Annotated in this window: 22 protein-coding genes and 5 pseudogenes; 16 read left to right on the forward strand and 11 right to left on the reverse strand. The window is 60.6% G+C overall.

What is annotated here, in order from left to right; genetic code table 11:
- From E4K65_RS43960 to E4K65_RS43985, 4 genes and pseudogenes are all read right to left on the reverse strand, one after another.
- Positions 1–291: IS110 family transposase (locus E4K65_RS43960; RefSeq protein ID WP_167771645.1), on the reverse strand; the 291-nt coding region annotated here is incomplete at its 3' end.
- Between the two features lie 237 nt (positions 292–528).
- Positions 529–780: pseudogene (locus tag E4K65_RS43965) on the reverse strand (transposase); the annotation flags it as partial.
- Between the two features lie 1,250 nt (positions 781–2,030).
- On the reverse strand, positions 2,031–2,393 hold the full coding sequence (locus tag E4K65_RS43980; protein ID WP_135179400.1) for a transposase: 363 nt from the start codon (positions 2,391–2,393) through the stop codon (positions 2,031–2,033).
- Between the two features lie 218 nt (positions 2,394–2,611).
- Positions 2,612–3,944 (reverse strand): annotated as a pseudogene (locus tag E4K65_RS43985) (IS5 family transposase); the annotation flags it as partial.
- 406 nt (positions 3,945–4,350) lie between these two features.
- Between E4K65_RS43985 and E4K65_RS43990 the strand changes: the two are divergent.
- The 5 genes from E4K65_RS43990 to E4K65_RS49215 all read left to right on the forward strand — a co-directional run bounded on the left by E4K65_RS43990 (position 4,351) and on the right by E4K65_RS49215 (position 7,821).
- Positions 4,351–5,184: a transporter substrate-binding domain-containing protein gene (locus E4K65_RS43990; RefSeq protein WP_135179401.1), complete on the forward strand. Its 834-nt coding sequence runs from the start codon at positions 4,351–4,353 to the stop codon at positions 5,182–5,184.
- Between the two features lie 59 nt (positions 5,185–5,243).
- A complete protein-coding gene (locus E4K65_RS43995; RefSeq protein ID WP_135179402.1) occupies positions 5,244–6,218 on the forward strand; it encodes an amino acid ABC transporter permease in 975 nt (324 codons plus the stop codon).
- Positions 6,215–6,958 (forward strand): amino acid ABC transporter ATP-binding protein, encoded by a 744-nt coding sequence (locus E4K65_RS44000; RefSeq protein WP_283813933.1) that lies wholly within the window; start codon positions 6,215–6,217, stop codon positions 6,956–6,958. The genes E4K65_RS43995 and E4K65_RS44000 overlap by 4 nt, the downstream gene beginning before the upstream one ends.
- 6 nt (positions 6,959–6,964) lie before the next feature.
- The gene (locus E4K65_RS44005; RefSeq protein ID WP_135179403.1) at positions 6,965–7,282 is read left to right on the forward strand and encodes a hypothetical protein; all 318 of its coding nucleotides are present in this window, start codon (positions 6,965–6,967) and stop codon (positions 7,280–7,282) included.
- Positions 7,283–7,659: 377 nt separating this feature from the next.
- Positions 7,660–7,821, forward strand: coding sequence for a hypothetical protein (locus E4K65_RS49215; protein WP_235886005.1), 162 nt, complete (start codon positions 7,660–7,662; stop codon positions 7,819–7,821).
- Positions 7,822–8,049: 228 nt separating this feature from the next.
- On the opposite strand, the gene E4K65_RS44015 is transcribed toward E4K65_RS49215, so the two are convergent.
- Positions 8,050–8,532, reverse strand: a complete 483-nt coding sequence (locus E4K65_RS44015; RefSeq protein ID WP_135179416.1) for an Lrp/AsnC family transcriptional regulator — start codon at positions 8,530–8,532, stop codon at positions 8,050–8,052.
- Between the two features lie 916 nt (positions 8,533–9,448).
- Here E4K65_RS44015 and E4K65_RS50130 point away from each other — a divergent pair.
- The gene (locus tag E4K65_RS50130; RefSeq protein WP_430649058.1) at positions 9,449–9,754 is read left to right on the forward strand and encodes a TIGR02391 family protein; all 306 of its coding nucleotides are present in this window, start codon (positions 9,449–9,451) and stop codon (positions 9,752–9,754) included.
- Here E4K65_RS50130 and E4K65_RS44020 read toward each other — a convergent pair.
- Positions 9,729–9,971: pseudogene (locus E4K65_RS44020) on the reverse strand (transposase); the annotation flags it as partial. The gene E4K65_RS50130 and the pseudogene E4K65_RS44020 overlap by 26 nt on opposite strands.
- Before the next feature lie 165 nt (positions 9,972–10,136).
- On the opposite strand from E4K65_RS44020, the pseudogene istA reads away from it, so the two are divergent.
- Together istA and istB are read left to right on the forward strand one after the other, a co-directional pair.
- Positions 10,137–11,687: pseudogene (gene istA / locus E4K65_RS44025) on the forward strand (IS21 family transposase).
- An 11-nt stretch (positions 11,688–11,698) separates the two neighbouring features.
- Positions 11,699–12,442 carry an IS21-like element helper ATPase IstB gene (gene istB, locus E4K65_RS44030; protein ID WP_135179404.1) on the forward strand — a complete coding sequence of 248 codons (744 nt, stop codon included), beginning with the start codon at positions 11,699–11,701 and terminating at the stop codon, positions 12,440–12,442.
- A gap of 331 nt (positions 12,443–12,773) precedes the next feature.
- Here the strand turns inward: istB and E4K65_RS44035 are convergent.
- Positions 12,774–13,692 (reverse strand): annotated as a pseudogene (locus E4K65_RS44035) (IS110 family RNA-guided transposase).
- Between the two features lie 137 nt (positions 13,693–13,829).
- Here E4K65_RS44035 and E4K65_RS44040 point away from each other — a divergent pair.
- Positions 13,830–14,444, forward strand: a complete 615-nt coding sequence (locus tag E4K65_RS44040; RefSeq protein WP_135179405.1) for a hypothetical protein — start codon at positions 13,830–13,832, stop codon at positions 14,442–14,444.
- A gap of 151 nt (positions 14,445–14,595) precedes the next feature.
- Positions 14,596–14,919 carry a hypothetical protein gene (locus E4K65_RS44045; protein WP_135179406.1) on the forward strand — a complete coding sequence of 108 codons (324 nt, stop codon included), beginning with the start codon at positions 14,596–14,598 and terminating at the stop codon, positions 14,917–14,919.
- A 239-nt stretch (positions 14,920–15,158) separates the two neighbouring features.
- Here the strand turns inward: E4K65_RS44045 and E4K65_RS49220 are convergent, their stop codons facing one another.
- The 4 genes from E4K65_RS49220 to E4K65_RS44065 all read right to left on the reverse strand — a co-directional run bounded on the left by E4K65_RS49220 (position 15,159) and on the right by E4K65_RS44065 (position 18,902).
- Positions 15,159–15,467, reverse strand: a complete 309-nt coding sequence (locus E4K65_RS49220; protein WP_167771644.1) for a hypothetical protein — start codon at positions 15,465–15,467, stop codon at positions 15,159–15,161.
- Positions 15,401–15,667 carry a transposase gene (locus E4K65_RS49225; protein WP_135179408.1) on the reverse strand — a complete coding sequence of 89 codons (267 nt, stop codon included), beginning with the start codon at positions 15,665–15,667 and terminating at the stop codon, positions 15,401–15,403. The genes E4K65_RS49220 and E4K65_RS49225 overlap by 67 nt, the downstream gene beginning before the upstream one ends.
- Before the next feature lie 443 nt (positions 15,668–16,110).
- Positions 16,111–17,781 carry an MFS transporter gene (locus E4K65_RS44060; protein ID WP_135179409.1) on the reverse strand — a complete coding sequence of 557 codons (1,671 nt, stop codon included), beginning with the start codon at positions 17,779–17,781 and terminating at the stop codon, positions 16,111–16,113.
- 644 nt (positions 17,782–18,425) lie between these two features.
- Positions 18,426–18,902 carry an Lrp/AsnC family transcriptional regulator gene (locus tag E4K65_RS44065; RefSeq protein WP_135179417.1) on the reverse strand — a complete coding sequence of 159 codons (477 nt, stop codon included), beginning with the start codon at positions 18,900–18,902 and terminating at the stop codon, positions 18,426–18,428.
- Between the two features lie 441 nt (positions 18,903–19,343).
- Between E4K65_RS44065 and E4K65_RS44070 the strand changes: the two genes are divergently transcribed.
- The 6 genes from E4K65_RS44070 to E4K65_RS44095 all read left to right on the forward strand — a co-directional run bounded on the left by E4K65_RS44070 (position 19,344) and on the right by E4K65_RS44095 (position 26,042).
- On the forward strand, positions 19,344–19,703 hold the full coding sequence (locus tag E4K65_RS44070) for a hypothetical protein (RefSeq protein ID WP_135179410.1): 360 nt from the start codon (positions 19,344–19,346) through the stop codon (positions 19,701–19,703).
- 82 nt (positions 19,704–19,785) lie between these two features.
- Positions 19,786–19,962: a hypothetical protein gene (locus tag E4K65_RS44075; RefSeq protein ID WP_235886008.1), complete on the forward strand. Its 177-nt coding sequence runs from the start codon at positions 19,786–19,788 to the stop codon at positions 19,960–19,962.
- Between the two features lie 755 nt (positions 19,963–20,717).
- Positions 20,718–22,343: an ABC transporter substrate-binding protein gene (locus E4K65_RS44080; RefSeq protein ID WP_135179412.1), complete on the forward strand. Its 1,626-nt coding sequence runs from the start codon at positions 20,718–20,720 to the stop codon at positions 22,341–22,343.
- A 55-nt stretch (positions 22,344–22,398) separates the two neighbouring features.
- Entirely contained in the window at positions 22,399–23,352 is a 954-nt protein-coding gene (locus E4K65_RS44085) for an ABC transporter permease (protein ID WP_135179413.1), read from the forward strand.
- Positions 23,352–24,218, forward strand: a complete 867-nt coding sequence (locus tag E4K65_RS44090; RefSeq protein WP_167771646.1) for an ABC transporter permease — start codon at positions 23,352–23,354, stop codon at positions 24,216–24,218. Before E4K65_RS44085 ends, E4K65_RS44090 begins: the two co-directional genes overlap by 1 nt.
- The gene (locus E4K65_RS44095; RefSeq protein WP_135179414.1) at positions 24,219–26,042 is read left to right on the forward strand and encodes an ABC transporter ATP-binding protein; all 1,824 of its coding nucleotides are present in this window, start codon (positions 24,219–24,221) and stop codon (positions 26,040–26,042) included.
- Positions 26,043–26,493: the final 451 nt, after the last annotated feature.

Raw genomic sequence — 26,493 nt, forward strand, 5'->3', positions numbered from 1 at the left:
GTACCGCGCGTTGACCAGAATGACCTCAAACCCGCGCTGTTCTAGGATCTCGTAGACTGGGATCCAATAGACTCCAGTGGATTCCATCGCGACACTGGTCACGCCGCACGTCTTGAACCAGTCCGCCAGCTCATGCAGGTCTTGCGTGAATGTGCCGAATGCACGCACTGGCGTGTCGGTGCAGGCCGGGTTCACCGCGGCCATGTGCATCTTTGATCCGATATCGATAGCGGCCGCGCCGAGGTTGACCGGGTTTAAGTCCGGGCCGCCACCGGTTGTCCTCTTAGGCATCGCAACTTCTCCGTCCGATGATGGGCTGGAGGGTCTGGGCTATGCCAATTTGTCATCTTCCTAAATCGGGATCGCCGCCGAAACGGCGTCACCACTCTCAAGTCCGCATGCGCCCATGGACCACGTTTTTTAACGGGGACAGTGCCTCCAATAAGCTGACGGCCGCTACCCTCCGAGCCAAGGGATAGCACAAGGCTGTTTCTATCCCGCGCAGGCGCGCCACGACGCTGGACAGTTTTTTAGGATATCCCGCTCGGCCTTCAGCTTGGCGACCTCACGGCGCAGCCGCTCGATTTCCTGCTGCCCCGGCTTCATCTGCCCGTGGCCGGGAAACGCCTGCGCCGGGTCGAAGCCGAACTCCTTCACCAATTTGCGGAGAACATTCTTATGAACGTCCAGGTCACGGCGGCTTGCGCCCGACACCCCACGTTCCCGGACCAGCTTGACCGCCTCGACCTTGAACTCGCGACTGAACTTCCGTCTCTCCATCGCCCACCTCCGGCTTCATGAAACACCTAATCTCGGTGTCCATCAAACCGGCAGCAGCTCACATCGATTGCAGGATCGCAAGCGGAGACTATACGTCAAGGGGAAGGCTGAACCGTCCTGGCGTTTCTGGGAGTCAGGCGCCACCTGGCGCAAGCTCGGAAACGAAAGGGCTTCGGCGGGGAACAGTGGAGTAGTGGCGGCACGACACTCTAAGGCTGTTCGTCAGCTATCGAGTGCGACGCGACGGATCGAAAGTTGCCTCAGCAGGGTAGGTCCGATAAGCCTTCGAGTGAGCAAATGTGGGCGCGCAGTGCGGCAAATCCGCACGCTGCGTGCGACGTGGAGGGGAGTGGAACGTGGCACGGTCGAGCCGCCTGCCGGCGCGCCAGTCCTCGACCCTACCTGCGAGCCGGCGGTGAAAGTCCCCGGCCAACTCACCCCTATTACTGCGGGCGGACCCGAGGCGGCCGGTTGATCGTGAAGCACAAGAAGGGAAACGCCTGACGCGCAAGCTGACGGCGTTGCGCCAGGACGCCTGGCGGCTCATGCACGCGCCACTGGCCATGCAGCACCTCGCCGCCGTTCTGAGCGGGCGCTACGGCTACTGACAGGCCGCACAATGATCCAGCGCTCAAAGTGCGTCGGACTTGGCTAGGATATCTGAGATGGCGCAGCCAGAAAATTCGGCGCATGGGCTGGCCGGAGTTCGAGACCCTGACGGCAGGCTTCCGCCTGCCAACTCCACGCATCACTCGCACATGGGCGCAGGCGCGGATATGACGCGAGTGACTCTCGGGAAAAGCCGGGTGCTGGAACGCCGCATGCCCGGATCTGTAAGGGCAAAGTCCAATGGTGAGCTACTGGGCCATTGCGGTCAACCACAATTCAGGCGACGATCAATGCCGAACGCCTCTGCCGAATGGATGCTTTCAAAGACGGGGCAGAGGCTTCGCTGAATCTCGCCGGCGACGGTATTTGAGATGCTGGCGGAAAGCTTAAATAGGCGTCCCGTTCTTTAATCGCGGGTACGGTGTCAACCCCGATAGACAAAGGTGATCTGCTGCCAGGTTGATGGTTCTTCCGCGCCCGTCTCTCCAGGAGCCGCCGCATGATGGCGTTTAAGGTGTGTATCTCGATGTGAAGGGCGCGGTGCGTAAGCCCGCAGGGACGACTTCGAGATTGCCAACACCTTCGTCCCGGCAGGGACGCCTGTTCCGCCGAAGGCGGATCTGCGTTGGTTTAAGATTGGTTCATGCCGCCCGCATCTCTGCCTGGAACTGAGTGCCATCGGTCCAGATGGCATCGAGGATGACAGCCATTTTGCGAGCGACGGCAACCTTCGCCGGGGCCAGCTTGCAGCCCCTGCGTTTGAGCGCAGAACCTCGCCTGACAACGGTCAGCAGGACGTTCGCGGCCTCGAACAGATAAGTTCCAACCTGTTGGTTGCCGCGCTTGGAGATGCGGCCAGTGCGATCGATCTCACCGGATTGATAACGTCTCGGCGTCAGGCCGAGATAGGCGCCAAGTCGGAGGAATGTCTGAAGCGAGCGGGGTTGTCGATGGTAACGACGAAGGCTAGAGCGGTCAGGACCGATACCGGGAACGGTCATCATTCGCCGAACAGTTGGTCGCTTTTCGCCTGGCGAGGAGTTGTCGATCCCAGTTTTTCACTTTGCTCGGTCAAACAGGACTGAGCAAGGAGTAGGGGCGCGACAATATCTTGCAAATCCGGCGCTTCTTCATAGCGCTGCTCCCTTTCGATAACGGCTGGGGCCCATCCTACGGACCCTCGTGTCCTCAAGAAGACGTCAGCCGCGATTACGCCATGTGAAGAAGCCCATTTGAGCGCCGTCGGAATCGCGAGCGGTTGCGATAAGACATTCAGGATGAGGCGCAACAGCAGCCTCAGCCAGGCGAGAACCAGGCGGAGATTGTGGCCGACGGCGGAGAGGATGGCGTTGGCGGCGTCGCCGTCGCGGCCTTGATAGCAGCGGCCGAGGTGTCCGTCGCACTTCATGTGCCCGATCACGGGCTCGATAGCGGATCTGCTCGGAGCTCGCGTTTCATCACACAAGATGCCGCGCTTCTGGCCCGAATGAAGGCGCGGTGTGGATTTGATGCGTTGTCCGCAACAGCCCTTGTCGACATAGGCGCGCTCGATCGCGCAGCCGGTAAGCTTCTCAGTGGCATCAATGATGTCGGCGAGCGTGTGGCCGTCATAGGGATTGCCTGGCAGCACCTTAGCATGCAGCGCGAACTGGCCGCCAGGGGCGCGAGCGTTGGTGGCGACGATGGAGGCTTTGACGCCGAACTCATAAGGCGCTGAGGCCTTGCCCCTGCCGACGCACTCGACTGGCGCATGGAATAGAGCTTCCAGCCGCGCTGGTGCTGCTGTTGGGAGCGGATCTGACCAGCACGGGCGAGCGGCCGTTCAAGTGCCGCCTCAAGCTCGGGCTGGCGGACGTCCCGGATGATCCGGCCGAGCCGGCTGCGCAGCAGGCGCAATTGCCGCTGATGCCGCTTGAACTGCTTGGCATGGGCATAGCGAGAAGCCATCATCGCCGCGCGCTTGGCGATGCGCAGATAGGACTGTCGCAATCGCACACCGCATTTGCGGGCCAGGAGATTGAGCCCCTTGATCGCCGCATGGACCAGCTTGGCGCGATCGGGAAGGTCATGCCCTTCGGCTGAACCGTGGCGTCCACCGTGACCCGCTTGAGATCGCGCGTCTGCAGCGCGCCGGTCGCGTGCGCCGCCCTTAAGCTCCCGGCCAGCACGAGCTCCCGTTCGTTGCCGAGCCACTTGCGCCAATGGCTGAAGTCGGAACGCTCGTGCGGGAACTCGTGCTGGAAGAACTCCTCGCCGGTGAAGTCCTGGAAATACCCAGTCGTAGGCCCAGCGCTCGCAGACGCTCTCGTTGGACAAGCCGTAGATTTGCTTGAGCAGTAGTCCAATCACGAAACGTCTTTCGATCCCCGGGGCCCTTGTCGCTGTAAAGCGGCGCGATCTCGCGATCGATCCAAGCCCCGGTCGATCGTGGCCAAGCTGCACCAGCTCATGCTTCAAGTTGATGATCTGGTCAGCCTGGCGCAAAACAGATTGCCTTTCCCCCTCGCCTCCGGCTTCTTCGGTCCATCTTTTCCCCTCCGCTGCGACCACGGAATGACAGGCCTCAACGCCCCAAAGCTTGCAAACCGCAGCGGTGCCAAAAATCGAGACCCGCTCAACGGCTTAGGCACTTTTCCGCGAACGACTAAATAGTTCGAAAAAGGTAGGCTAAACGCATGATTTGAGCGCGGATCCAGCACTCATTGCATGAATTCGTACTGAAACGTAATTACGTTTGCCGCCGGTCAGACGTGACCCAATTTTGAGAAGCCCCTAGGGCCGGCAAACGGGAGGGGTCACGTAAATAGAGGCACGGGACCAGCATCTCACATGCGATCTGGCTGCCGAAACAGCACCTAACCCGGCCAACAGTTTCCCGCTCGGATCGTGCAGCTTTTAGCAGAGTAGTCGGCTGGCCCCTCTAGGCGCAGTACCAATGAAAATACGGAGGAGACACCTCGCATGACGAAACTTAATAGAATGGTAGCTGCTGCGGTAGCGCTGGCAGTTACTTTGGTGGCTTCGACGGCCAACGCGGGTGCAGTGCTCGATCGTGTTCTCGCCGCCAAGACGCTGAAGGTGGCGGTCGGCGCGGACTGGCCGCCGATGTCATTTTTGAACGACAAGCACGAGCTCGATGGTTTTGATGTGGACGTGGCTAAGGGCATCGGTGAACGCCTCGGCGTGAAGGTCCAATTTGTAACGCCGGGCTGGGACATCATCACCGCGGGCAACTGGCAGGGCCGCTGGGATCTTGCCATGGGTCAGATGACGCCGACCAAGAAGCGTGCAGAAACCTTCAGCTTTCCGGCTGTGTACATCTACGCGTCGGCGGTCGCTGCCGTCCACAAGGATAGTAAGGCGACGAAGATTTCGGACCTCGATGGCAAGGTCGTCGGTGTCGCGGCAAACACGACCACTGAATCCTATGCCAATCACATTCTAACACCGGACTGGCTTGATGCTACGCCAGTGAAATATCAGTTCAACCCCGGCAAAGTGAAAACGTACGAAAGCAGCAATATGGCGTTCGATGACCTTCGCCTCGGTGATGGCGCTCGTCTTGATGCGGTCCTCGCCGGGGACTCGCAAGTGCGCACCGCGATCAGATCCGGTTACCCAATCAAACAGCTCGGCGGCAGCCTTTTCTCCGCGCCGGCAGTTCTGGCGACTGTACATGGTGACAAAGAATTTGACGGCAAGCTTGCAACCGCCCTCAAGAGCATGAGGGAAGACGGCACACTCTCCAAACTGTCGAACAAGTGGTATGGTGCCGACAGGACTATCGCAGAATAGGGCTCACGTAACTCTGGCGGCCCGGGTGACCCGGTCCGTTCTCTTTGGTAGGGCTACTCATGCTATATCCTGATACAGTTGAATCCGAGGTGCTCGTCCATAAGCCTTGGTTTGTCGTCTCGATCTTTGCGGTCGTGCTCGCGCTTTGTTTGATATCCAACCTGACGGGCACGGCTATGGGAGAACTCATGCGGCCCGTGATCGGTGATCCACTGCAAAGCGGCTTCTATGGCCGCTTCGCGATTGCCCTTTTCATTGCGGTTAGTTTTTGCCTTAACGTCGTGCTCATCGGTTTTGCTCCGCTCAAGGTGCAAATCGCCGTTGTATGGCTGGAAACGCTGCTTCTCTTTATCGCATTTTCCACGACATTTAATCTAAGCCTGCCGTTTATTTGGGAAAAACTTCCCTTCCTGATCACGCAAGGGCTGGTCACGACAATCTACATTTCGGCGATTTCCATATTCTTCGCGTCGCTCATCGCTATCGTTGCTGCGGTTGCAAAGCTTTCAAACAACGGCTTCGCCTACGCGATCGCCAGCTTTTATACCTCGTTTTTTCGCGGCATGCCGCTCCTTATGCAGGTCTACCTGATCTATCTCGGCTTGCCGCAGTTGGGGTTTTTGATCGACGCTGTCCCCGCAGGTGTCTTGGCGCTTTCACTGTGCGTCGGCGCATACATGACGGAAATCTTTCGTTCGGGCATTCTGAGCATCGACCGCGGCCAATGGGAGGCTTCGCGATCCATGGGTTTCGGTTTCAGCCTCACCATGCGCAAGATCATCCTGCCGCAAGCGCTTCCCATAATCATTCCGCCGATGGGCAATATGTTCATTGCGATGTTGAAGGACAGTTCTCTCGTCTCAGCTATCGGCGTGTGGGAGCTGACGTTCCTTGCTCGCACACTTGGCCAGAGCACCTTCAATCACATGGAGATGCTGATAACCGCGGCAGTCATCTATTGGCTCATGTCGATTTGCCTCGAGCTGATACAATCCCGGATCGAGCGTCATTTCGCGAGGAGCAAAGCGCGGTGATCGCCGACAAAATTATCGAGGCGAAGGATGTCTCAAAGTGGTACGGCACCTTCAGGGTGTTGACCGACATAAATCTCACCGTTGGTAAGGGCGAACGCATCGTCATTTGTGGCCCCTCTGGATCGGGGAAATCGACCCTAATTCGCTGCTTCAATCGGCTCGAAGCCCATCAGGAAGGCGAGATCATCGTGAATGGCATTAGGTTGCACAACAGGATGCGTAACGTGGCTGAAGTGCGCAAGCATGTCGGCATGGTGTTCCAGCAGTTCAATCTCTTCCCCCACATGACCGTGCTCATGAATTGCATGGTTGGGCCGATGTGGATCAAGGGCGTGCCCGAGGCTGCGGCAAGAAAGACAGCGCTGAGATTCCTGGAGCGAGTGCGTATTCCGGAACAGGCGAACAAATATCCGGTTCGGCTCTCCGGAGGACAGCAGCAGCGCGTTGCAATCGCCCGCTCCCTGTGCATGGAGCCTGCGGTCATGCTCTTCGATGAACCGACGTCTTCGCTCGACCCAGAGATGGTGGCTGAAGTGTTAGAGACGATGACGAGTCTCGCGCGGGACGGCATGACTATGGTTTGCGTCACGCACGAAATGGGCTTTGCGCGCGCCGTGGCGGACCGAGTGCTCTTCATGGACTCGGGTCGGATCGTCGAAGAAGGCAAACCCCAGGACTTCTTCACCAATCCACGACATGAAAGAACGAAGCTTTTCCTGAGCCAGATCTTGTCACACTGAATGGGCGTGCAGACGTTCATTGGATGCCGATCGCACGTCACGCAGCAGAATGAATCAACCCGCAATCCCCGCGCAGATATACCGCGCGCGTGCCGAATTCAACCCAAGGCCCCACTGGAAATCATACCGGAGATTCAATCTGCCCAAGAAGAGATTAAGGCATTGCGGCGCTGGTTCCACGCTCATCTAGGGCTTGCTTTTGAAGAAACGCAAACGAGCGACGCGAAGCATAACGAGCGCACGGTGGTCTCACGTCCTGGCTCCAAAGTTTCCGAACGACTGACCAGCAGCCCCGCTGCGGCTGTTCTCGACGCATTGAAGTGAGACTGAGCGACGACAAAGTTGCGTAAAACGATGCTATCGGCGCCCGCGCTCTTGACCCTTGCTCCATGTCCGGTCAGCGAGACAAGCCAACAGGAATGAGAATGACAAGCTGGGGGATGATGGATGTGATTGATGACGCGAACGCCTCAGAGTTACCACCCGTCTTGCCCAAATCTCCAAGACGTTTCTCTTAGATTCTCGCGCTCGTGGCCGTCTCCATCGGTCTGTGCGCCGGGGCAGCTTATTATTGGACTAACATCGAAAGTGTTTTCGCGACGTCATCGACGCATGAACCTGTCTCTGTGCCAAGCTTGTCACCTGAAGATAGGGAAGCTCTCTCGGAGATTCGATCGGGGCAACGGCAAGCGATTGACGAAATGGCAGAGCTCAATCGCAATATCGGTGCGCAGCAGGCCGATTTGAGACGGATGGCGGATCAGATCGAGGCGCTGACTGCGAAGATTGTGTGTTTGCAGAATTTACCCGTTGCCACGACTTTGCCCCGACTCCTTCGCCACCAGCACCTCATCCGGTTTTGAGGCCTGTAAAGAGAGTGATCCAGCCCTCTAAACCGAAAGGGCCGATCTCGGTCGGGGGCGCGCCGGTGCCCCCCGCGCCAGACTCCGACAAGCGTTGATACAAGCGATTGCTTTGTCGTGGCCACCTCTGCGCTTCGGCCTTGCGGCCCTCGACCGTGGTGGGGTGACGGACTTGCGCGTTATGGCGCTCGCGAAGAAAGATAACGTAGCGATTCGCAGTGCACTGAATCAGCGGTCATCCTCCGCGGGAGTCTCGACTGGTACGGCAAAGCCGGCCTTTATGCGATCCAACACGACCATCGTCTTGAATCCTTTTATGTCGGGATTCACGTAGAAAAATTTGCGGGTGAACTCCTCATAATCCTCCATGGTGCGGGCGGTAACGTATAGGACAAAGTCCGCATCGCCGGTGACATAGAAGCCGTTGACGACTTCAACCGACGATTTAACGGCCTTCTTGAATTTGTCGATTATGTCTGCGCGCTCCCGCTCGAGGCTCACAAGCACAAGCATTTGAATAGGTCTACCTACCGCCTTCGGCGAAACGATCGATATGTCGGCCTCGATGATACCGTCAGAACGAAGCCTTTTGAGTCGGCGCTGACATGCGGTCGCAGAAAGCCCGGCTAGTTCTCCAACCTCCTCGGAAGTTACGCGGTTGTTTTTTTGCACGATCTCGAGGATGCGAGCATCTATCCGATCGTATTGCATCATCGGACCCCACCTTGAGGTGAATTTCACCGAGAAGCGGCTTCACGGCGCAGGAAATCCTCGCAAGGCTATCCTAGCTTCAGGGTCATTTTCAACTAACGACGGGTTGGTAGCTCGGCGTCCGGATGGAGGGGGTCTTCTAACGTATCGTCAATTGGGGAACGCAGACGACAACCTGTTGAACTTGAGCGGAAAATGGTGGGCGCACAAGGGATCGAACCTTGGACCTCTCCCGTGCGAAAGAAATCTACAGCGCAGGTATGCTACTGGGTAGCTGTGGCGTACAAATGGGACGAATCACTAACTATGCCGAGAAGTTGACGAGCAAGTGTGAATCGGCGCAGAGTTCGGAGGACAGATACCGCTATCCTGCCTTGTGCCTTGGCACCTGATCCAGTGTTGGCTGGGCCATGCTTCCCCAAATCGTTCCGTCCCTAAGATGGCGTTCGCCGCTTGCATGTGGACTCAACCTGCAGGGGCGGGACTGGCGCGACAAAGGCTAGGCAGTATCACGGCGCGACTGAGTCCATCAGAGCCTCTGCCATGAAATTTGCTGATCTGCTCTCTGATGCTGATGTCGTGCTAGCCCTCGAGCCGGATGAATTGGGCTTGCGCCTCCTTCAGGTGCTTGCGCGCTGGCCCGACCACATGCGTCAGTTGGAGGTCGGTACATTCACGAATTCGGCGCTGGGGCCGACCAATGCGCCAGGCGGCCTATCCGGCGAACAAGCGAGGCGAACTCACCAGGGCCATCCGGGAGGCTTGGTACTGGCTCGAAGGCGCCGCTCTGCTAATCCCGCACCCCGGCTACGATGAACCACATACGCTTCGCGTGCTGAGCCGCCGCGCTCTCAAACTTGCCGAATAGTCCGATCCGGCTCGCTCCCTCAGCGGCCGCCGCTTAGCCAGGGATTCGTTGCACCTGAAGACTCGAGAAGATGTGTGGGCGCTCTACCACAGGGGAAAACTCGATACCGAGGTGTTGGAGGCGATGAAGGCAGTCGAAGTCCGTGCGGGACGCAGCGGGCCTGCCAACAAAAAAGATATCGGCACCACACTGATGCGAAAAGCCTTTGACCCGGTATCCGGGCCGTTGACGGACATGAGCACCGCTTTGCGCGAGCTCACCGATCGTGCCCCGTGGCGTGGTGTAGCTGAGTTTCGGTCACCACGTTCGCCGGCATGGGCCGGATCCGTCAGCTGGCGATTGCCGGGAAGCTGACGGCGGGATCATCGCCCAACGGCGCGATCGTTTCCAGTGTCATGTAGCGTCCACGCTGGACTGCCCATTCATCGTTCTGTTCGAGCAGGATGGCGCCGACCAGGCGGGTGATGGCGTCCTCGTTGGGAAAGATGCCGACCACTTCGGTCCGCCGCTTGATCTCGCCGTTGACCCGTTCGAGCGGATTGGTCGAGTGCAGTGCGGATTCCGCTCGATGTCGCCCATCGTTCCGAGATGATCTCGCCCACCATTCCGATTTGAAGTCGCCCACCCGTTCAGAGACGATCTCGCCCGGCATTCCGGGATGATGTCGCCCGGGTGACGCGGCCTCTTCTGGCTCCCATAGGGTCCGTCCTTTCGGCTTTGCGAAGGGGGACCCTGGATGCCGACGGAGAGGCTTGCGATGCGCCGTGTGCGCGATGTGATCAGGATGAAGGCGGCTGGGCTGCCGAGCCGCGAGATTGCGCGGCGGATGGGCGCGGCGCCCTCGACAGTGCGGTTGACCATCCGGCGGTTCGAGGCAGCAGGCCTGAGTTGGCCGTTGCCCGACGAACTCACGGACGCGGCCCTGGAGGCCCGCCTGTTCGCCAAGACCGGCAACGGCAACCGGCAGGGTCACCGCCGCATCGCCGAGCCCGACTGGGCGGCGGTGCACCGCGAGCTCAAGCGTGAGCACGTGACGCTGTCGATCCTGTGGGAGGAGTACATTGCCGCCGAGCCCGGCGGATACCGGTACTAGCGCTTCTGCGAGCTCTACCGCGCCTGGGAGGGGCGCCTGTCGGTGACGATGCGCCAGTCGCACGCGGCCGGCGACAAACTGTTCGTCGACTACGCGGGCGACGGCGTGCCGGTGGTGGTCGATCGCCTCACTGGCGAGCGGAGGACGGCGCAGGTCTTCGTCGCCGTGCTTGGCGCCTCGAACTTCACCTATGCGCAGGCGACGTGGACGCAGGGGCTTGCTGACTGGATCAGCGCCCACGTCGGCACCTTGGCGGCGATCGACGGCGTGCCGGCGCTCTTGGTGCCTGACAATACCAAGGTCGCGGTCATCAAGGCGAGCCTCTACGACCCGCAGATCAATCGCACCTATGCGGAGATGGCGGCGCATTACGGCACGGCCGTCTTGCCGGCGCGACCACGCAAGCCGCGCGACAAGGCCAAGGTCGAGCAGGCTGTCCTCATCGTCGAGCGCTGGCTGCTCGGCCGCCTGCGCCACCGTGTCTTCTACAGCCTCGCCGAGGTCAACGCGGCGATCGGCGAGTTGCTCACCAGGCTCAACGAGGAGCGGCCGATCCGGCGGCTCGGCGTGACGCGCCGCCGGCTACTCGAGGAGGTCGACCGGCCGGCGCTCAAGCCGTTGCCGGCGAGCCCCTACGTGCTCGCCGAGTGGCGTATCCGCCGCGTCAGCCTCGACTACCACGTCGAGGTGGAGAAGCATTACTACAGCGTTCCACATCGCTTCGCGCGTGCCGAGGTCGAGGTGCGGTTCACCGCCCGCACCGTCGAGATCCTCCACAAGGGCGAGCGGATTGCCGCGCATCAGCGCATGAGTGGCAATCACAAGCACACCACCGTGCCGGAGCATATGGCCAGCCATCGCCGCTATGCCGGCTGGACCATCGTGCGCATCCGTCAGGACGCCGCCGCGATCGGCCCGGCGACCGGCGCATTGTGCGACTTCATTCTCGACGAGCGCTCGCACCCCGAGCAGGGGTTCCGCGCCTGTCTCGGCATCCTCAGGCTCGCCGCGTCCTACGGACGCGAGCGCCTGGACGCGGCAGCCGCGCGGGCGATCGACATCGGCGCGCGCACCTATGGCTCGGTCAGATCGATCCTCGCCAACAACCTCGATCGGCGTCCTGCCCCCCAGCGTTCCGCGGACGACCTGCCGATCCTGCACTCCAACATCCGCGGACCGCGCTACTACAATTAGGAGATGATCCCTTGCTCACCCATCCGACCTTCGACCGGCTCAACGCGCTCGGCCTGCACGGCATGGCCAAAGCCTTTGTCGACATCGAGGCCACCGGCGAGGCCGCGAGCCTCGGTCACGCCGAATGGCTCGCGCTGCTGCTCGAACGCGAAGTCTCGCTGCGTCACGACAAGCGGCTCGCCGCCCGCCTGCGTCACGCCAAGCTGCGCCAGCAGGCTTGTGTCGAGGATGTCGACTACCGCAACCCGCGCGGTCTCGATCGCGCGCTCTTCGCCAGCCTCGTCGAGGGCCGCTGGATCGACGACCACGCCAACCTGCTGATCTGCGGTCCGGCCGGCGTCGGCAAGAGCTGGATTGCCTCGGCGCTCGGCCACAAGGCCTGCCGCGACAATCGCTCTGTCCTTTACCAGCGCGTCCCGCGTCTGTTCGATGACCTGGCGCTCGCCCGCGGCGACGGCCGCCATCCGCGCCTGCCGCGCGCGCTCGGCCGCGTCGATCTGCTCATCCTCGACGACTGGGGCTTGGCCCCGCTCGATGCCGGCGCCCGCCACGACCTCTTGGAGATCCTGGAGGATCGCTACGGCCGCCGCTCCACCCTCGTCACCAGCCAACTCCCGGTCGAACAGTGGCACGCGCTCATCGGCGACCCCACCTACGCCGACGCCATCCTCGATCGCCTCGTCCACAACGCCCATCGGCTAGATCTCTCTGGCGAAAGCTTGCGTCGAACCCGGCAATCCGCCCGAAAGGCCTGAGCCCGTGGCGCTGTGGACATGCCGCTTCGCTTGGACAACGCCAAGGCGTTGCCCACATGCCCATCTGTGGACGCCCCGGTGGATGCAAGAAGAATCTTTCGATCAGGTGTTGCGCGTAGTCGGGTGCTGACATCTGTCCGGCCTTTATTGCGACCGTCATATGTCGCGGGCCCGTATGGGAGTTCGCGGATCAGGTCCAAATCACAGCGGCGTACTTGGAAGCACCTGGGCATGTACTGGTTTTCCTGACCCCGTCTCATCGACTGTTGCGCCGTACCTTCCGTTTGACCTTCCTACCTCCTCGACGACCTCTGGTCGGGCGGATTAGCGATTAAGCCGCTGCGACCGGAGCTTTGTAGACCCCACCGTTGACCATCAAAGCCCAAACGGTACGGGCCATCTTGTTGGCAAGAGCCACCGCGACAAGCATGGGCGGCTTACGAGCGAGCATGCGCTCCAGCCATCTCCCTTGCGATGCACCGCGTCGGCGAGCCAGCTTCACCACCGCACTCGCCCCGATGATGAGGAGACGCCGTAGTGTTCGCTCACCCATTTTCGATATTTGGCCGAGCTTCTGTTTCCCACCAGTGGAACGTTGCAGCGGCGTCAACCCCAACCACGCGGCGAAATCCCGGCCACGTTTGAAGTTTTCAGGGTCAGGCGCTAGCGCCATCAGAGCTGTCGCCGTGATTGGGCCGATGCCAGGAACCGTCATAAGCCGCCGGGCAACTTCCTCTTCTCGGGCTCGTCGCGCGATCTCAATATCGCAGCGCGGCGACATTGGACGTTGCCTTTGCAACGACCAGGCCGTATTCGGCGAGGTGACCTCGCAACGCGTTTATGATCTGAGTACGTTGCCGGACCAAAAGATCGCGAGCGCGAAACACGACCGCGCTCGCCTGCTGGTCCTCACTCTTCACGGCGGCAAAGCGCATGGTGGGGCGTCGGGCCGCTTCGCAAATCGCTTCTGCATCGGCCATATCGTTTTTCTGACGCTTAACAAACGGCTTTACATAGGACGGTGGAATCAGACGCACGGTGTGACCCAGCTTGCCAAGCTCACGAGCCCAGTAATGAGCGCTGCCGCAGGCTTCCATCGCTGCCAGGCACGCAGGCTGCTGGGCAAAGAAACCCAGCACTTTGTCACGACGCAGCTGTTTGCGGAAAACAACACCGCCGCTAGCGTCTGCGCCATGTGCCTGAAAAACATGTTTCGCCAAGTCTAGTCCAATCGTGCTAACTTCGTTCATGGACGCTTCCTCATTTGTGACGGTTCAACACCCTTCACTTTGGCACATCGATGCCGTCGAGGGGCGTCCACCCCATCACAGCAACCGCAGCAGAGGAAAAACAGATTCAAGCCCCGATTCCAGATTGACCACGCGGCTTGACCGATGCCAGAGAACCAACCGGCCAGAACGCCTCGCCCCCGGGCGAGATCAAATCGAGAGGTGGGCGACATCGTCTCGGAATCCCCGGGCGACTTCAAATCGGTACACCCGGGCGACTTCGTCGGAATCCGCTGTGGGCGTGCTTTGTCGTTGGTGGCGTTGCCCATCACGGGCGGGCCCGTCAACCAGACCTTGATGGTCTGCAAGCAGCGCTGCGGATCCAGAAGACCGCAAAGGAGATCAAGCTCAAGCATGTTGCTACTGGCGGGTTTGCCGATCTCTTGGCCGCCGCAAAGCTTGAGGTGTTCTTTCGCTGGGTCATCGGACGCCGGGTCGCTCATTCATTATTTTGCACTCGATCCGCTTTATTGGGCCGTCGTCGATGTGATCGACTCCATTTTGGCAGAACGCGGCAGCCACGCGCTCCTGATGGCCAAGTCGAACTAAAGAACGACCTTTACACCATTCTCCGGCACGACCAGAGCGGTACGATCGACCTCTTTCAGCGCTATTCTTATCCGAGCGTCGGGCGTGAGCGTCGATCGGCTTTTGTTGCAGAACTTCTCGACCTTCTGGAATATCGGCAGATTATGCTTTCTCATTTTAACTAATGATGCTCAAGGGTGTGCTGGAGATCGCGAAAAATCGCGACTCTTTTGGAGGACGAGACGCCAACGTGCTGATCGATGGATTTGGAATATTCTTCATCATCGGATCTGCCTGTTCAAGAACTGCGAACACGTCTTGGATGTGGAGGAGGTCGTGAAGTCCTATATTTCAGCGCAAACGTTCACGAACGGCGAGCACGCATTGGCCAACTATCGCTTCGCCATATCCGACGACGAGCCTGGCATTCAGACATCGGACGTCATCACTGGAGTGCTGGGAAAGCTGTTATCCTTCATTCAGGACACCGAGCTCGACGACCCTGTCCTGTGGCGGGAGAACCTTGACCCTCAGCAGGAATGCAACCTCGACCTGCTCGGAACAGTCCTGGACCACTCCCTCGAAGAGAATGCCGCGTTTGCGCATTACGTTCTTAGCCTCGAAGACCGGCGGCGGGCGGCGTTCCTGTTTGGACACTGAGTCGTTTGTCGAGACACTCCGAATCGGAGCCGGTAATGAGGTGGCCACTCTTTCGGTGCGTCTCCATCAATGTCGGCTGCAAACGAATCATCTTCCGACCACTTCTCGGATTTTCAAGTGAGTATCCCAGAAATCGGACAGGGCCTTCACGTCATCAGGTGAGAGCCAGGCATCTGTCAAGTTTTCTAAGTGATTGAACTGGGGAATTGGCATCATACCGTGCGAGCCCTCCCATAGGATCAGACCTTGTATCGCCGCCGCGGCCCGGCAAATGCCACGATGGAAAGCCCTTCCGCATGTCGGTATAGCCGGTCGCGAGCCATACCCGCACGCCGGCCGGCAACGGTATCATCGCGGCCGTCCATCGTCAGCGCCGCCACGACGGCGCTCAGCGTCGCCGCGTCAACCGCACTGGTGATCCGCATCCGAGCCCCGGCCGCGAACTCAATCTCGATCGCACCGCAGCTTCCCGAGGGCGCCGTCAACGGTTGCCGGTCTGGCGCAATGGAGACTGCCGCAAAACGGACCTCGTCATCCTGCCGCTGCATCGGCTCGGGCCCGCAAGCGAGGACGCCCGTCCGCGCTGCCGCCGCCAAGCCGTCACCAAATTGCGGTGAACGTCATGTCGTCGAGCAACCTCGACAACACTGGCCCCAGGCGCCAGACTCTCCTCCACGATCCGAAGCTTCTCGGCACTCGTCCACCGCCGTCGCCGCTCAGGACCGGAAAGAACCGTAACCGTCGTCACGTTTGCTCATTTGCTTGCGAATTAATGAGCAAATAATCTCACACTCAAGCACAATCCGGGAAGACGGCCCCGGAGGCTTACCGTGGAAAGAGGGAGCGGGACGCCGCTCCTCAAACCACGCCACAGCTGCGCGAATGGTTCGGGGCCGAGCCGTGGCACACGCAGGGCAGTTCGAGGATTGACGCGGTGAAGCCGCGCGGGCCTCGGGCAGCGATGAAGCGCGCCGACCGCGGCATGAACACCGGGGAGCGTTGGGCCAGCGTTGCTGATGGCGGTCTTGACGAGAGAGAATCTGCGGCACGATTTGCGTCTTGACGAACTTGACCGGCGATCCGAACGAGTGGCACTCGTGCCTGATCAGGGGCACCACGTGGTTAGGTCGACCTTACCTTTGCTCAGAGTTTGCCAACCCGGCCCCGCTTCCGCTAGCTCATCAACTCCGATCAGCCCTTGACCATGCACACGACGTCCTTCGCAGCGCGATCAGGCTCATCGTCGTTCCGCCGCACCGACCCGAACGGGCGCTCCAGCATACGGCGGACGCGTACGGACTCGGGGCCGATGTGAAAAGCCTCAGCCTGTCTGTCTAGGGCGCGCTCTGACTGCGTCGAGCGGTTGCGCTGTCGCAGATAATCTAGCCACGTGGGGCAGTGATAGCGTTCAGTCCAAAGTTCGGGGTCGGCGATGTCGCGCGCAATAGACCAGCCATAAGCGCCATTGCGCTGGCGGTACAGCTGCACGTCCTGCATCACGTTGTGAAAGGCCCGCGCATTATCCCGCGCTACGCGATATTCAATTTCGACCACAAGCGGCCCACTACGCCCAGAAAGTTCAAGCCGAACTTCCGGATCGGCCAGCATTTCGGCGTCTTGCTCACGAGAGCTGATGCCCGGCATGCGCAGCCAGAGCCCCAAGACCGGTGAGGCCAGCATTAGACCGGCCGAGATCAGGAGAGTTGTTTGCACACCGGTGACATCAGCCAGATAGCCCAAGGCCCAACTGCCGATGGCAATCCCACCAGATCCCGCCGCTTGGTAGGCGGCAAGCGAACGGCCCGCGACCCAGCGCGGCGCCGCCAACTGCACCCCAATGTTAAACAGCGCCCACGTAATCATCCACACGACGCCTGCGAGGAATAGCGCAACCGCCGTCAATACCGGCTCGCCGCTCAGCGCTACTGCGGTAATCGCCCCACCCATCGACAGCGCGCAGGCGCGCGTTGCCGCCTCGCCGCTCATGCGCTTGCGCACCTCGGTGATATTGAGCGCACCGATCACTGCGCCAAGTCCAAAAGCGCTTAGCATCATGCCATATGTCTGTGCGCCACCATGCAGCACGTCGCGAGCTACAAGGGGCATGAGCGCGATGAATCCGCCGCCGATTATGCCTGTCGCCATGGAGCGAACTAGGACGATCTTGATCGATGGTGAATTGATGATATAGCGCACACCTGAAACGATAGCGCGGCTAAGGCTTTCAGGCGGCAGACGACTTGGTTCAGAAACGCGTTTCCATAGGAACAGCGCGCCGATCAGCGGAAAATAGAGCATCGCGTTGAGCGCGAATGCAGCTACAGCGCCCGCCGTTGCGACCACGATGCCGCCGATGGCCGGACCCACGCTTCGTGCAATGTTGTAGCTGATGCTGTTCAGCGCCACTGCCGCCGGAAGTGCTTCCAACGGAACTTGCTCGCGGACTGAGGATTGCCACGCCGAATCCATCAGTGCCATGCCGCTTCCAACCACGAAGCACAATGCCAGCAACAAGTTCGGCGTGATCTGGCCAAGCCAAGCTAATGTCGCCAGGGCCGTAGCGCCGGCGAGCGCGATACCAACCGAAACCAGCGACACGATACGTCGGTCGTACATGTCCGCGATCGCACCGGCCGGCATTGAGATTAGCATGACCGGCAACATCAGGGCGGTCTGCACCAGCGCGACCTTGTCGGCCGACGATGTCATCTGAGTCATCGCCCAAGCCGCGCCGACGCTCCGAATCAGGGCACCTAAATTGGCGAGCACGCTCGCGAACCAGATGCGCCGAAAAGCGAGATGGCGGAGCGGTGCGATGACACTATCTGCGCAAATCATCTGAGGTTTGCACGAGCTTGTCATCTCTGCGTCTCCGATGATTCAACTGATCCGACAGTGAAGGGTGTAAAAAGCTTGGCGCTGGCAAACGGCTAGACGTCCCATTTGATCTGCGCTGCTTGAGGGCGCAAGCCTTACTCGCTGCCACGCCAAGGTATCCCTGCAAGGTGATCGTGCCCAGCAGGCGCGCGACAACCCGACTCTCGTCCCGTAAGAGCAAGCGTTAACGAGTGACCCATTGGCCTGCCAATTGTTGCGACATGGCGACGGCGCCAAGACATGCCACACCCCTGGCAAGCTCAGCCACCTCAGCCATATTCTACTCGCCGCGATCTCGACCTCGGAGTTGATGCCGCTTGTGCAAGGCGGTCAACATCGATCTTGCTGTCACGATCCGCCAGAGCAAGATGAGCGAGCTCGCCAGCCGAACTGCAGATGAACTTCGGTCGGGTCCTTGTTTTTTGCATCGTCTCGTCAGAGTGGATGAGTCACGTGATTGATTGAGATGCCATATTGGTGAAGCTGAACTTGCTTCGAAAAACAATCTCAGAAAAGAAACTCCTCAAGAAGGGTAGAGTAGAGCATCGAGGCGATGGTTTCTGGCGTTGTATACGGATGAGCGATGAAAAACTGCACGAGATGGAATCAGGGAAAGGTGACCCCTCGCGTCAATCTTCGGACGGAGGCTCAATTGGAATGGCAAAGCCCGTCTTCACGCGGTCCATTATGACCATGGTTTTAAACCCCTTGATGTCCGAGTTCTCATAAAAGAACCGCCGCGTGAACTGTTCATAATCCTCCATGGTACAGGCGGTAATGTAGAGGAGGAAATCAGCATCGCCAGTGACGTAAAATCCATTGACGACCTCAACTGAGGACTTAATGGCCTTCTTGAATTTGTCGATGATGTCTGAACGCTCTCGCTCTAGGCTCACCAGCACAAGCATCTGAATAGGCCTTCCGACCGCCTTAGCCGAAACGATCGAGACATCGGCTTCAATGATTCCCTCGGAGCGGAGTCTCTTCAGCCGTCGTTGACACGCGGTGGCAGAAAGCCCGGCCATTTCTCCAATTACATCGGAGGTCAGACGGTTGTTCTTCTGTACGATCTCTAGGATACGGGCGTCTATCCGATCATAATCCATAGTCCCTCTCTTGGGTCTCGCGGTGAGTTTCCTCTCGAGGCGGCGCCCCCTTGCAGAAATCCTGCTAAACCTGAGGAACAGCAGCGCAAATATATTTAGATTCGTCATATCTTGAACGCAATGAATTTCTTCAGACCACAGAATGGGGCGTTCAAGTGACCTTCCAAGCGCTTCGGCACGCAAGTTCGCAGTTTGTCAGTCTCTCTAAGCGGCGCCTCCAAAATGCCGTTGTGATTCTGTCGTCGGCGCCGCGCTGAACGATAGTCGATGGGTTACGACTTAGCAGCGAGGTCTTGTGCTCGCTCCAGCTACGGGGGCAGATCGTAGAGGCCTGTTGCGGGACCGTAGATATGGATCTGGTGATCGCGACAGCTGAACGTTTGACAAGAGTTACTGCTGGGAAAGAGCCGTCCTTAGGACTTGGGCGTCGTTAGCGCTGGCATGATCATCACGGGCAAGGAGCCGCAACTCTCCGAATGGGTTCTGCTGCGCGAAGGCGAAATCCTCTTTACATATCTATACCTTGTCCCCGATCCCGCGCAGACACGCGGGCTCATCGAGCCGGACCGCACGGCTATCGCGTATGAGACGGTCACCGAACCGCTTACCCTGCCGCTGCTCGCGCCCATGAACGAAGTTGCGGGCCGCCTCTCGATCGAGGCAGCGGGTTTTGCGTTGCGTAAGCATGCCGGTGGGCACGGCCTCCTCGGCGGCGTGCTTCTGGCTGCGAGTGTCGTCGCGATCGGGGTCGTCGGTGGCGCCATGCGGCGCGTATGGCGGCCAACCTCGGCGCGCAGGTGACGATCATCGATCGTTCGATCCCAGCTTTCGCGCGCTCGACGACATATTCGCTGGACGCGCTTCTCGATGAGTGAAGCGATTGATGATGAGTTCGAGGGCAGAAGTTGTCGTCGGCGCCGCCCTCATTCCCGGTGCCTCGGGCGCGAAGCTGATCACCTGCGCTATGCTCTCGGACATGAACCCGGGCGCCATGATCGTCGATGTTGCCATCGATCAGGGCGGCTGCGACGAAACCTCACGGGCGATGACGCGTGCATGATCGGCAGACTACATTGTCGACGACATCGTCAACTAGTGGGTCACAAATATGCTTGGCGTCGTGCCACTCACCTCGAGCCACGCAATCAACTGTGAGGCGCTGCCCTATGGCCCTCCTTGCGGCGAAGGGTCTTACCGCGCTTACCGAGAATTCGGTGTTGAAATCGGGCTGAACGTCCATCGCGGGCCTCTGACAGGCGCCGCCGTCGCGAAAAGCCACGGCCTCGGCTTTCAGGAGCCGCCGCCGCGCACGGCCCCTAGCGAGCAACCTCTCCTTCCAAACTCGGGCCGCTTGCGGTCTTTTTACCCGCATTCGCGAGCGGCGCTTTCCGAGATGGGGCTAGGTGTTTGCCGGTCTCGGTGAGAAGCTACCGTCCTTCGAGTGGCACTGATCGATGGGTGTATGACGAAGCGCTCAAATCGCGCCCCGCAACGTCTTCGCTGATCAAGGCGGCCCTTTTGGTATACTCTCGCTTGGCCTGATTTCTCGGTCGGGCGAACTTCCCCGTCCGAAACTCGAGTCCGGAAACAGAGCGCAGTATCGAAGCCATGCGAGACGCACGTTTGTAAGTCCGCGCCGACGAAAAACTGCATTAATGTACCTTCAATCTTCAATTTGCTGCGTTCAATGTGCGTACTTCAACGTAAACCTCCAAGTCTCTGTGTCATCCTTCGAAGCGCGCAATGATGTGATCGACAGCTTGAGTCGGCCTCGGCAGCTCAGGCATTCAGTGCAGTGCAGCGGGGGAGTCAGCAATGCGAAACAAAGATGAGATTGAGAAGGTGGAAATGGCCGGCGCCAATACGCTGCGCCTCAAGGATGCGTTCCGGCGCGGCGCTTCGCGCCGAGATGTCATCAGCATGCTGATCGCCGCTGGTATGTCGGCGGCGGCGGCAAGTCCAATCGCGACCTTTGCCGAGACCGCGTATGCGCAAGCGCCGCGCCGTGGTGGCAAGGTCAAAGTTGCGACCACTAACAATTCGACCGCCGACACGCTCGATCCGCCCAAGGGTATTAACCAAACTGATTATTCGCGCATCACCACGTTCTATAATGGCCTCACCACAATCAATGAGGCTTTCGCGGTGCAACTCGATCTTGCCGAGGAGATCACGCCCAGTGAGCGGGCGACGGTGTGGAACATCAAGCTGCGCCGCGACGTGCGCTTCCACGACGGTTCGCCGCTTACCTCCGCCGATGTCGTCTACTCGCTAAGCCGCCACAAGGATCCGGCGGTCGGTTCGGGCGTGCGCGTCCTCGCTGCGCAGATGCAGGAGATCGTCGCGACCGGGCCACACGAGGTCCGCATCCTCTTGGATGCCCCGAATGCCGACCTGCCCGTCATCTTCGGCGAGTGGCATTTCATGATCGTTAAGGATGGCGCGACCGACTTCCGCGTCGCGAACGGCACCGGCCCCTACAAATGCAAGGAGTTCCGCCCAGGCGTGCGTTCGATCGCCGTGCGGAACAGCGAGTACTTCAAGCCTGGCAAGCCCTATCTCGATGAGATCGAGCTCTTCGGCATCCCCGACGAGCCGGCGCGAGTCAACGCACTGCTCTCGGGTGACGTCCAGCTCATCAGCGGGATCAGCCCGAGTTCGGCGCAGCGCATTTCCTCGGCCCCGAAGGTCAGTCTCTTCGAGACCAGGGCCGGCGCCTACCATGACCTCGACCTGCGCCTCGACCTAACCCCCGGCTCGAACCTGGACTTCGTGCTGGCGGTAAAGCACATGCTGAACCGCGAGCAGATCCGCCGTGCCGTCTACCGGAACTATGCGGTCATCGGCAACGATCAGCCGATCGACCCGACGAACCCGTTCTATGATGCAAGCCTACCGCAGCGACCTTTCGACCTAGACAAAGCCCGGTTCCACCTCCAGCGCTCCGGTTTTGCCGGCCAGACCTTCCCGATCGTTGTTTCGCCGGCGGCGTTCAACTCCGAGGACATAGCGCAGCTCCTGCAGCAGGCTGGCCGCCAAATCAATCTCAACTTCGAGATCCGGCGCGTGCCAGCCGATGGTTATTGGTCAAATGAGTGGAGGAAGCATCCGATCTTCTTCACCAGCACCACTCCGAAACCAACCGCCGATCTAGCGTTCACGCTCAACTACAAGTCCGATGCGGCCTATAACGTGAGCGCTTGGCGCAACGAGCGTTTCGATTCTCTACTGCTCGAGGCTCGCAGCGAGACGGACATCAGCAAGCGCCGCGAGATGTACGGTGCAATGCAGCGCCTTGTGCGCGACAACTGTGGCGTTTGCATCCCCGTGTTCGCGAGCTATCTCGACGGACACGCCAGCCACTTGAAAGGCCTGCGGTCTATCCCAACCTATGGCCTTATGGGCTGCAACTTCGCCGAAAGCATCTGGCTCGACCAGTGACCGTCGTAATGACAGCCTCGAGCAGAGTGCACGTCACGCAGCCGGAAGGACGGCCATGAATCCGCCTCTGGTCCATCTCCTCGCGAGCAGGATCGCGGCAGCGATCCTGACGCTCGGCTTCGTCTCGGTGGCGGTGTTCGTAGGTACCGAGATCCTGCCTGGCGACGTTGCGCAGACCTTGCTCGGGCAGAGTGCGACGCCCGAGGCGGTCGCGGGCCTGCGGGCGGCACTACATCTCGATCAGCCAGCTTATATCCGTTATTTCCGCTGGCTCGGCCGGCTTTTGACTGGCGATCCCGGACGTTCGCTCGTCAACAACCTGCCGGTTGCGGAACTCATCTCCAGCCGCCTGCCGAACTCGCTGATACTCGCCTCGGTCACGGCGCTCGTGTGCGTACCGGTCGCGCTCGTCCTCGGCGTCACCTCGGCGATCTGGCGCGGACGTATCTACGATCGCGTTGCGAACTTTCTCACGATGTCGGTCGTCGCCGTGCCGGAATTCCTGATCGCAACTCTGCTGGTAATCATCTTCGCTGTGCACCTGCGCTGGTTCCCCGCGCTATCCTATGCAGCGGGAATCGTGTCGCTCGACCAGTTTTTCCGGCTGTTCGCGCTCCCCGTCTTGACGTTGAGCTGCGTCATGATCGCGCAGATGATGCGCATGACGCGCGCCGCCGTAATTGACACCTTGCGCTCGTCCTATGTCGAGATGGCGGTGCTGAAGGGCGCTCGGCCGATGCGCGTCGTCCTGACCCACGCTCTGCCGAACGCAATTGGTCCGATTGCGAACGCGGTCGCGCTCAGCCTATCTTACCTTCTCGGCGGCGCCATCGTTGTCGAGATCATCTTCAATTATCCCGGTCTCGCCCGCCTACTGGTCGATGCGGTCTCGACCCGCGACATGCCGCTGGTCCAGGCCTGCGCGATGATCTACTGCACGGCCTATCTCTTCCTGGCGATGCTCGCGGATGTCGCGAGCGTCCTCTCGAACCCGAGGCTTCGTTATTGATGAACGCCGATCCGATGATCACGGCTATCGAAGCGCCGCCTGCGCCGCGGCGCCGCCTGCGCGTGCCGCTCGCCGGCATTATCGGCGCTGCCATTGTCGGAATTTGGGTGCTGATGGCGATTATCGGCCCCTATATTGCACCCCACGATGTCGGTGCCTTGGTCGATGACGACGTGTTTGGCCAGGCGAGCTGGGCGCTTCCCCTCGGCAGCGACTATCTTGGGCGCGACGTCCTGAGCCGCATTCTCGTCGGCGCCCGATATTCGATCGGCGTCGCGGCTGCGGCGACCTTCCTCGCCATTCTGATGGGCGGCACACTCGGCATGCTCGCGGCGGTTTCGCGCGGCTCGATCGACATGGCGCTCAGCCGCTTCTTCGATGCGCTCATCTCAATCCCGAGCAAGATGTCCGCGCTCGTCGTCATCGCTGCGCTCGGCTCCTCGATTCCGGTGCTGATTGGCACGGTCGCCGTCATCTGTACGCCCGGCGCCTTCCGCATCTGGCGCGCGCTCGCGGTAAACGTGGCCGCGCTCGATTTCGTAAAGGTTGCGCGCGCCCGCGGGGAGGGGACCGGATATCTGATCCGAGAGGAGATCCTGCCGAACATCGCAGGTCCCGTGCTGACCGATTTCGGCCTGCGCTTCGTCTTCGCGGTACTGCTGCTGTCGAGCCTCTCCTTCCTCGGCCTCGGCGTGCAGCCGCCGAACGCAGATTGGGGCTCGCTTGTGCGCGAGAACATCAACGGTCTTGCTGACGGTGCCCTCGCCGTCGTCATGCCGGCGATCGCGATCGCGACACTGACGATCGGCGTCAACCTCCTGATCGACAACCTGCCGGGCCGCTGGTCCTCGAGCGGAGAGCACTGAATGGCGCCGCTGGTCAAGGTCGAGAACCTGCGCGTTACCGCTCGCGATGAGCGCGGGCGCGAGAACGTCATCGTCAAGGATGTGAGCTTTGAGGTTCATCCTGGCGAAGTGGTTGCTCTCATTGGCGAGTCGGGCTCCGGCAAGACCACCATCGCGTTGTCGCTGATGGGCTATGCCCGGTCCGGCGCGCGCATTGCCTATGGCAAGGTCACCTTCGATGGGCGCGAGGTCCTGTCGATGAGCGAGCGCGAGCTCTCGAGCCTGCGCGGGCGCGATATCGCCTATGTGCCGCAGAGCGCGGCTGCCTCGTTCAATCCGGCACGGCCGCTCCTCACCCAGGTGATCGAGAGCTCGCAGATCCACCGTGTCATGCCGGTCGCGACCGCCCAGGCGAAGGCGGTTTCGCTGTTCCGCGAGCTCGTGCTGCCTAGTCCGGACAAGGTCGGCGAGCGCTATCCGCACCAGGTCTCGGGCGGCCAGCTGCAGCGCCTGCTCGCGGCGATGGCGCTCGTCACCGACCCGAAGCTGATCATCTTCGACGAGCCGACGACCGCGCTCGACGTCACGACGCAGATCGAGGTGTTGCGGGTCTTCAAGAAGGCCATCAAGGAGCGCGGCACGACCGCCGTCTACGTCACGCACGATCTCGCCGTGGTGGCGCAGATGGCCGACCGCATCATCGTGCTACGCGACGGCGCGATCCGCGAGGTCGATTCGACCGGGCGCATCCTCACCGCGCCCAAGAACGACTACACCAAGAGCCTGATCGCTGCCGCCAAGCCCCAGGTGCGGTCGGCGAGCGCCGAGGCGCTGCAGGGGACCTCCGCACCGCCGGTGCTCGAGGTAAGAGGCGTCATCGCTGGCTATGGCGCTGTCGACCGGGCCGGCATTCCCGCGGTACCGGTGCTCAGGGACATCGGTCTGTCAATCAAGCACGGCACGACGCTCGGCGTCATCGGTGAATCGGGCTGTGGCAAGAGCACGCTCGCCCGTGTCATCGCCGGCCTTCTCCCGGCCGCACAAGGTGAGGTGCTGCTCAACGGCGCGCCGCTGCCGCGGAGCGCGACCGCGCGCACACGCGACCAGTTGCGCCGCATTCAGATCGTGTTCCAGATGGCTGATACTGCGCTCAACCCCGCGCGCACGATCGCCCGCATCCTCGGGCGGCCACTCGAATTCTATCATGGCCTTTCTGGCGACAAGCAGCGGCGCCGCGTCGCTGAGCTCCTAGAGATGGTACGCATGCCAGCGAGCATGGCCGACCGCCTTCCGGGTGAGCTGTCAGGCGGGCAGAAGCAGCGCGTCAATCTCGCGCGAGCCCTCGCGGCGAAGCCCTCGGTGATCCTTTGCGACGAGGTCACTTCGGCGCTCGACACCGTGGTCGGCGCGGCCATCCTCGACCTCCTCGCGGAGTTGCAGCGCGAGCTCGGCGTCGCCTATCTCTTTATCAGCCACGACCTCTCGACGGTCAAAGCCATATGCGACGAGGTGATGATCCTCTATGCCGGCCAGATGATGGAGCACGGCAGCCGCAGCGCCTTGCAAAGCCGCCCGCTGCATCCTTATTCTGATCTTCTGATCTCCTCGGTGCCGGAGCTGCGCATGGGCTGGCTCGAGGCCATGAGCGAGACGTTGCTGAAGGAGCCGTCTGCCGGCGCCGCCCGGCTCGGGCGAGGAGAGGCCTGCAGCTTCTTCGAGCGCTGCTCCGCGCGCATCCCCGGCCGGTGCGATGTCGAACCGACGCCGCTGCGCCGCCTGTCGAAGGGCGCCGACATCCGTTGCCAGCGCACCGAAGAGGAACTGATCAAACTTTCTACGCAATGAATCGGCGCGGTGTTGCGCCGCTTGTCATCCGGACTCAGCAATGGCGGTACGAAATCGCGACATGCTGAAGTGGATCGCCTCCCTCTGCACCGCTTCCGACTCGACGCAGCCGAAACGAGGCAGTATGAAAGCGTGGCCACGGCCCAATTGGGTCGTTCTTCAGAGGTCGGCACACAAGGGCACGCGTTTTGTGAGATAGATGCAGGAATCCAGCCGCGTATTCCTGCTTCTTGCGGAAATTCAGCTTCAGACAACGCTATTCTCGGCCTATGACATCAAACACCCAAGGCTCCCTCGGAATTCTAAATCTCGAAAGGGGTCCAGCGCCTGCCGCGCCGAGGCTCGGCTCGATTCTGAACCCCACTACTTTCGATTTCCCGGTCATCTCGGAAACAGTCGCGGGGGCGTGGGCAGAAAACGTCATCCGCGGCGAGCCAGCGCTTGAGAGCGC

Origin of the sequence: Bradyrhizobium niftali, assembly GCF_004571025.1 — a bacterium.
GTDB lineage: Bacteria > Pseudomonadota > Alphaproteobacteria > Rhizobiales > Xanthobacteraceae > Bradyrhizobium > Bradyrhizobium niftali.

What these genes read in the sequence shown, in the direction of transcription:
- E4K65_RS43990 (WP_135179401.1), top strand. Translation starts at nt 4,351, where the DNA reads ATGACGAAACTTAATAGAATGGTAGCTGCTGCGGTAGCGCTGGCAGTT.
- E4K65_RS44070 (WP_135179410.1), top strand. Translation starts at nt 19,344, where the DNA reads ATGATCATCACGGGCAAGGAGCCGCAACTCTCCGAATGGGTTCTGCTG.
- E4K65_RS44095 (WP_135179414.1), top strand. Translation starts at nt 24,219, where the DNA reads ATGGCGCCGCTGGTCAAGGTCGAGAACCTGCGCGTTACCGCTCGCGAT.
- E4K65_RS44065 (WP_135179417.1), bottom strand. Translation starts at nt 18,902, where the DNA reads ATGGATTATGATCGGATAGACGCCCGTATCCTAGAGATCGTACAGAAG.
- E4K65_RS44085 (WP_135179413.1), top strand. Translation starts at nt 22,399, where the DNA reads ATGAATCCGCCTCTGGTCCATCTCCTCGCGAGCAGGATCGCGGCAGCG.
- E4K65_RS44090 (WP_167771646.1), top strand. Translation starts at nt 23,352, where the DNA reads ATGAACGCCGATCCGATGATCACGGCTATCGAAGCGCCGCCTGCGCCG.
- E4K65_RS49215 (WP_235886005.1), top strand. Translation starts at nt 7,660, where the DNA reads ATGGCAGAGCTCAATCGCAATATCGGTGCGCAGCAGGCCGATTTGAGA.
- E4K65_RS44080 (WP_135179412.1), top strand. Translation starts at nt 20,718, where the DNA reads ATGCGAAACAAAGATGAGATTGAGAAGGTGGAAATGGCCGGCGCCAAT.
- E4K65_RS44075 (WP_235886008.1), top strand. Translation starts at nt 19,786, where the DNA reads ATGATGAGTTCGAGGGCAGAAGTTGTCGTCGGCGCCGCCCTCATTCCC.
- E4K65_RS43995 (WP_135179402.1), top strand. Translation starts at nt 5,244, where the DNA reads ATGCTATATCCTGATACAGTTGAATCCGAGGTGCTCGTCCATAAGCCT.
- E4K65_RS43980 (WP_135179400.1), bottom strand. Translation starts at nt 2,393, where the DNA reads ATGATGACCGTTCCCGGTATCGGTCCTGACCGCTCTAGCCTTCGTCGT.
- E4K65_RS44015 (WP_135179416.1), bottom strand. Translation starts at nt 8,532, where the DNA reads ATGCAATACGATCGGATAGATGCTCGCATCCTCGAGATCGTGCAAAAA.
- E4K65_RS44060 (WP_135179409.1), bottom strand. Translation starts at nt 17,781, where the DNA reads ATGACAAGCTCGTGCAAACCTCAGATGATTTGCGCAGATAGTGTCATC.
- E4K65_RS49220 (WP_167771644.1), bottom strand. Translation starts at nt 15,467, where the DNA reads ATGCAGCGGCAGGATGACGAGGTCCGTTTTGCGGCAGTCTCCATTGCG.